The organism is Bradyrhizobium sp. Mp27 (assembly GCF_029953005.1).
Taxonomy (GTDB): domain Bacteria; phylum Pseudomonadota; class Alphaproteobacteria; order Rhizobiales; family Xanthobacteraceae; genus Bradyrhizobium; species Bradyrhizobium barranii.
The window spans coordinates 1-5,635 of the sequence record NZ_JASAUS010000281.1 but is presented as its reverse complement, the minus strand read 5'-3'; the positions used below and the strand labels follow the sequence as shown (position 1 = coordinate 5,635).

Sequence of the window (5,635 nt, the reverse complement as noted above, 5' to 3'; positions counted from 1 at the left end):
ACGCCTCAAGCACCTTGCGATCTTTCCTCGAAAGGTGGACTTCTCTTGCTTCGGGTATCATCCCGACCTTGAATCACGACTCACGTTCCAAGAAAAGTGGGTACTAGCGAGAAAAGAGGCAGGAGCTTTTTCAGGGTTTCGCTTTCGCACTCAAGGGCTACCGGCCATCTGAACGCTTGTGCAACATTTTTGCCAAGCCGATGACGGGACTGACGGACTAGGTATTGGTCCGCCTACGAAGATCCATATGCACGTCGCTCCACTTGCCTCACGCGATTAAGGACGACGTAGGGATCCTGCGGACGCAGCTTGTCGTTCTCGTTACGATGCGCGCTGCGTTAGCAGAGCATGGTGGGTGTGATCAGCGTGAATGGCACTCGACAAAGCCGTGGCGAGTCATACGAGGCTGCCCTGCGTTCTGCGACGCCGCTCGCTTCCAGCGGAACCAGTTTTTCGCAGCTAAAGCGCGATAAGATTGGAACGAATTCATCGCGCGTAGGACTCGCGCGACTCCGGCTTCTGTGTCGGCAGGCGAACTTGCGCTTTTTTCGCGGGAGCGGCTGTGTCGGGGAGACGAGTCATTGGGCAGCTTTTTTCTGATCCTTGCCGGTCCGGAGGCGCGCCTTCGAACCTATCGGCTGAACTGAAACCACTGTCCTCATTCCGCGGCCTAATGGGGCGCATTGGCCGTAGGCTCGAGCGATGCGCAAAAGCGGACGTTTCAGCTTCGACTAAAGTCGCGTCAGCGACACCTACTGAAAGGTTTAGGACAAATATACGTATGTTTATAATGCGTTTTTTCCCCGCGCGTGCTGAGTTCGGCAGCCGATGATCGATCTTGCACACGCTAGCATGCGGACCCAAGTGTTCAAGATTGCCTCATTTTTGCCTAAAATGCTATAGCTCTCCCGCCGGATAACAGGCCGGACGGTCTCAAAATGTATAGGATCAGCAGTTTCAAACGTTCAGCCCCTCAGTTGACCTTGGGCAGCATAGCGCTAGCCGCGGTTACACTGACTTGCGTGTACTTTCAGGCGCATTTCGCCGCCGCGGCGTTCGCCTATTTGTTAGTAGTCTTACTATTTTCGTTGATGGGCAGCTTCATTGCTTCATCAGCGCTTTGCATCGTCGCAATCGCTGCTCTCGCATACTACTTTGCGCCGCCGGCGTTTAGTTTACGAATCGATGATCCCCGCGATGTTCCTGTGGTTGTTGCATTTCTTATTGTCTCTGTTGTCGGAACGTACCTGATTGGAAAACTCCGCCAGGAAAGAGAGGCTGCACGTGTGGCTGCGGCCAAGCTTCAGCGGAGTGCCTCGGATTTGGAGGATCGTGAAAAACGGTGGCGCGCAATTTTCGAGCACAATCCAGCCATGTACTTCATGGTCGATGAGGCCGGCATTGTCCTCAACGTCAATACGTTGGGCGCGACACAACTGGGATTTGCTTGTGCAGAACTATTGGGCCAATCCGTGCTCGACGTATTTCTGGAGGAGGATCGCGCATTCGTCCGCAAATGCATTCAGACGTGTCTTGAGGATGTTGGACAATCGCGCACTTGGGACGTCCGGAAAGTCAGGAAGGACGGTTCTGTATTGTGGGTGCGTGAAAACGCCAAGGCCATGCTTTGGGCCGGCGACCGCCCCGTCATCCTCATGGCGTGCGAAGATATTACGGAGCGCAAGCAGACCGAGCTTGCGCTGCAGCGGAGCGAAGCGCATTTGGCTCACGCGCAGGAGTTGAGTCATACAGGCAGCTTCAGCTGGAACGCCTCTACCGGCGAGGCCTTCTGGTCTAAGGAGACATTTCGGATTTTCCAAATCGATCTTCAGACGACACCGGCGCCACAACTCGTCATTGAGCGCACGCACCCAGATGATAGGGCTTCTGTCAAAGAGATTATCGATGAAGCGATGCGAGACCTGAGGGATTTCGAGCACGAGTACCGGCTGCTGCTACCTGACGGCTCCGTGAAGCACATCCATGCGCAGGCACGAGTCACGCGAACCGCCTCTGGTGAAATTGAGTTTGTTGGGGCAGCCACCGATATTACGGCAGCTAGGCGAGCAGAACAGCAGTTGCGCCGAAGCGAGGCCTATCTGGCCGAGGCTCAGCATCTCACTCACACAGGCAGCTGGTCCTGGGACGTCCACACACGAGATTTCGTTTATCGCTCCGCTGAGGTCGACCGCCTGTTTGGCTTTAACCCACAAGAGCCGGTTTCGCTAGAGACTATTCGATCGCGCATCCATCCGGAAGACTTGCCAGGGTTGCAGGAGGTGCAGCGTCAGGCGATTGACCAGGAGCACGAACGGTTCGAATATGATTTCCGTGTTATTCTGCCAGATGGCGGGATAAGGCGCATACACTCCGTTGCACACGTTGTCGTCGGCAGCGATGGTAATGTCAGCGAGCTGATCGGAACACATATGGATGTTACCGAGCAACACGCAGCTAGGGAACGCTTGGAAAACACGCTTGTAGCGCTGCGCGAGAGCGAACAGCGCTTTCGCGACTATGCCGAGACTGCTTCCGACTGGCTCTGGGAAACCGGGCCAGATCATCGGGTCACTCACTTGTCCGAGCACACCAGCGCTGCGGGAATTTTGGCGACAGGGTTAACGGGCCTGCTTCGCTGGGACATCGCGTGCGACATGGAAGAAGAACCGGAGAAGTGGCGTCAGCATCGGGCGACGTTGCAGGCACACCTGCCGTTCCGGGATCTCATCTACCGTACCGTAAATAGGATGGGATCTCCGATCTACGTCCGCACTAGTGGCAAGCCCTTCTTCGACGGAAACGGAAATTTTTTGGGCTATCGCGGCGTCAGCACTGACATCACCGCTACCATTCGCGCTGTTCAGGCCGAACAAGAGCTGCGAAAGGCACAGGCGGAGCTTGCACATGTGACGCGTGTAACGACCTTGGGAGAAATGACAACTTCTATCGCCCACGAGATAACCCAACCACTCGCCGCTATCCTCAGCAACGCCGATGCGTGCCTCGGCTGGATGGCTCGCGATGTTCCCAATCTTGCAGCCGCGCGCTCTTCAGTCGAATGGATCATAGAAGATGCAATCCGGGCAAGCGAGGTGATCCGTAGTATTCGCGCACTCGCGAAAAAGGGCGAGATCGAGATGGTGCCGCTCGACATTAATCAGGTGGTTAGGGACGTCAGCGCGCTGGTAACACGAGAGCTGGTGAGCCACCAAGTGACGTTGCGAAGCGAGTTGGCGTCTGCGCTGCCTAGGGTCCTCGGTGATCGAATTCAGCTACAACAAGTGATCATCAATCTGGTGATGAACGGAATCGAGGCCATGGACGCAGTTACAGACCGGCCGCGTGAACTTCTGATTCAATCATCTACGGACGATCTGGGGTACGTGCAGCTTTCCGTGACCGATTGCGGCGTCGGGATCGCCGAGAATGACGCGGACCGCGTCTTGGACCCCTTCTTCACCACCAAATCGAGCGGCCTAGGAATGGGCCTTTCGATCTGCCGGTCGATCGTGGAAGTTCACGGAGGACGAATTTCAGTGGTTCAGAAAAATGGACCGGGCGCGACGTTCCAGTTTGCCCTTCCGCTGCATAAGGAGGCCATCTCGTGACAGGACGATTTGACTGGAGAGGCCAAGGCGGACATACCGAGGCTTCGACGAAGGCAATCGTCTTTGTCGTCGAGGATGACATCTCTATGCGTCGCTCGCTTACGAACCTTTTTCGATCGGTAGGCTTGGAGGTCGTGGCGTTCGGATCGGCCCGTGAAATGCTGCAGAGCACAATGCCGGACGTCACAAGCTGTCTAGTTCTTGATGTCCGGCTGCCGGGCCTGAGCGGCCTTGACTACCAGACCGAGCTCGCCAGGTTGAACATACACATCCCAATCATCTTCATTACCGGCCATGGCGACATTCCCATGACCGTCAGGGCCATGAAGGGAGGCGCGGTCGATTTCCTCAGCAAGCCCTTCCGCGATCAGGAACTGCTTGATGCCGTCGTTGCGGCGACCGAACGCGATCGCAAAAGACGAGAAGCTCAGCGAACCGTGGCGAACCTGAAATCTCTATTTGAGACCCTAAGCCCGCGAGAACAGGCAGTGATGAAACTGGTCGCGACGGGGCTGATGAACAAGCAGGTAGCCGCCGAACTTGGGCTCGCCGAGATCACCGTCAAGATCTACCGGGGACACGTAATGAAAAAGATGCGTGCCCGCTCGCTGGCTGACTTGATCAGAATGAGCGAGACGCTCGGAATTAGCGCCAATCACACTGAACAAACCCAAGTATGATTTTACAATTCCATCACTTAAGCCCACTTTCGCGAAAGTGGCTGACGGTTTGGCAGCCGCTGTACTGCGTCGGGAGGGCTCATCTTGTCCACGCCTTTGATTTCCGTCGTTGACGACGACCCCTCGGTCCGTGCGGCGACAGAAAACCTTTTGAAATCGCGTGGCTACGTCGTGCAGATATTTGCCTCGGCCGAGGCGCTCCTGCGGTCGCCGCGGTTGAACGAGATATCCTGCGTCATAACTGATGTGCAGATGGCAGCGATGAGCGGGCTGGAGCTGCTGGCAGAGATGCGGACGCGTGGTTACCAAGCACCCTTCATTTTCATTACAGCTTTCCCCAACGAGCGCGTACGCGCGTCAGCCTTGGACGCCGGAGCGATCGGCTTCCTCGCCAAACCATTCGGCGTACAAGAGTTACTCAAGTGTCTCGACAGCGCACTGCAGGCATATGGCGACCGAGGCCGCATCTGATTCGATCAACTGCGCGTTCTTGTCCGATCTAACGACGATCACGCACCGGGCAACCTCTTTGCGGCCGGAACCGCGACCTGCCCTAACGTTATTAGGAGCTAATTCTTGCCCGCCAAAGCATTACCGGCTACTGTCGGCTGCAAAACAACCTTTGACCTTGCGAGAGACGGAGGGTACGCCGGCTCGATTCATTCCAGGTCGTGATCAAAGTAATGCCGGCCCAGAGCGATCAGCGCCCCTAGCATTTAACTCCACCTGGAGCGAAGCTATATGCTCCATTGCAGAGCGGTTCCCGAGAGCGCTCGGCAAGCACGAGATTGGTTGTGCTCAGCCCAGCCGCGGTGACGACGAAATGGAGCTTCGCCAGGACGCCCCTCATGTCTTGGTCACCGCTTTTCCGGTGAAAGCGCTTTGAACGATGCCCAGCCCAAGGAATTGTTACGTCCGCTGACGCGTGCGGGTTGGACTTGTCTATAGGGCCGCCGCTTCGTTATCGATTCCCAGCGCTCCGGCTATCGTCAAGCTCCCACATCATGTGTGGCAGACCTCTGGTCCAACCCGTCAAACGTGCTCGGCGCAACACGTCCCCACCACGGCCGGGCTATCACACAGGTGTCCTCGCCGCAGCGAGCATCGGCAGCAACTGGTTTGTACTGTAGCCCCCAATTTCTTAAGGCAAACAAATCAGTCAGCAACTGCTAAGCTAAGGAGGACCGAGGAGACAGCATTGATGTCTCCTGTGTCAGAACGTAACCTAAGTTCGTCTGAGCTATGCGGGATTTTGGGTGACGAGGCGATCAGGCGGCGTGGTTTTCCGGCACTTGGATGACCTCGATGCCGTTTTCGAATCTGACACCTGCGCTGACCTTCGGCAAC

General features: G+C 56.3%; 3 protein-coding genes. All 3 read left to right on the top strand.

All coding sequences use genetic code 11. From position 1 onward, the window contains the following. Window positions 1-938: 938 nt before the first annotated feature. Window positions 939-3,608 carry a PAS domain-containing protein gene (locus tag QJT78_RS47860; RefSeq protein WP_028154297.1) on the top strand — a complete coding sequence of 890 codons (2,670 nt, stop codon included), beginning with the start codon at window positions 939-941 and terminating at the stop codon, window positions 3,606-3,608. Next, entirely contained in the window at window positions 3,605-4,288 is a 684-nt protein-coding gene (locus tag QJT78_RS47855; RefSeq protein WP_011084526.1) for a response regulator transcription factor, read from the top strand. The genes QJT78_RS47860 and QJT78_RS47855 overlap by 4 nt, the downstream gene beginning before the upstream one ends. 84 nt (window positions 4,289-4,372) lie before the next feature. Beyond that, window positions 4,373-4,759, top strand: coding sequence for a response regulator (locus QJT78_RS47850; RefSeq protein ID WP_014497989.1), 387 nt, complete (start codon window positions 4,373-4,375; stop codon window positions 4,757-4,759). The last annotated feature ends 876 nt before the right edge of the window (window positions 4,760-5,635 follow it).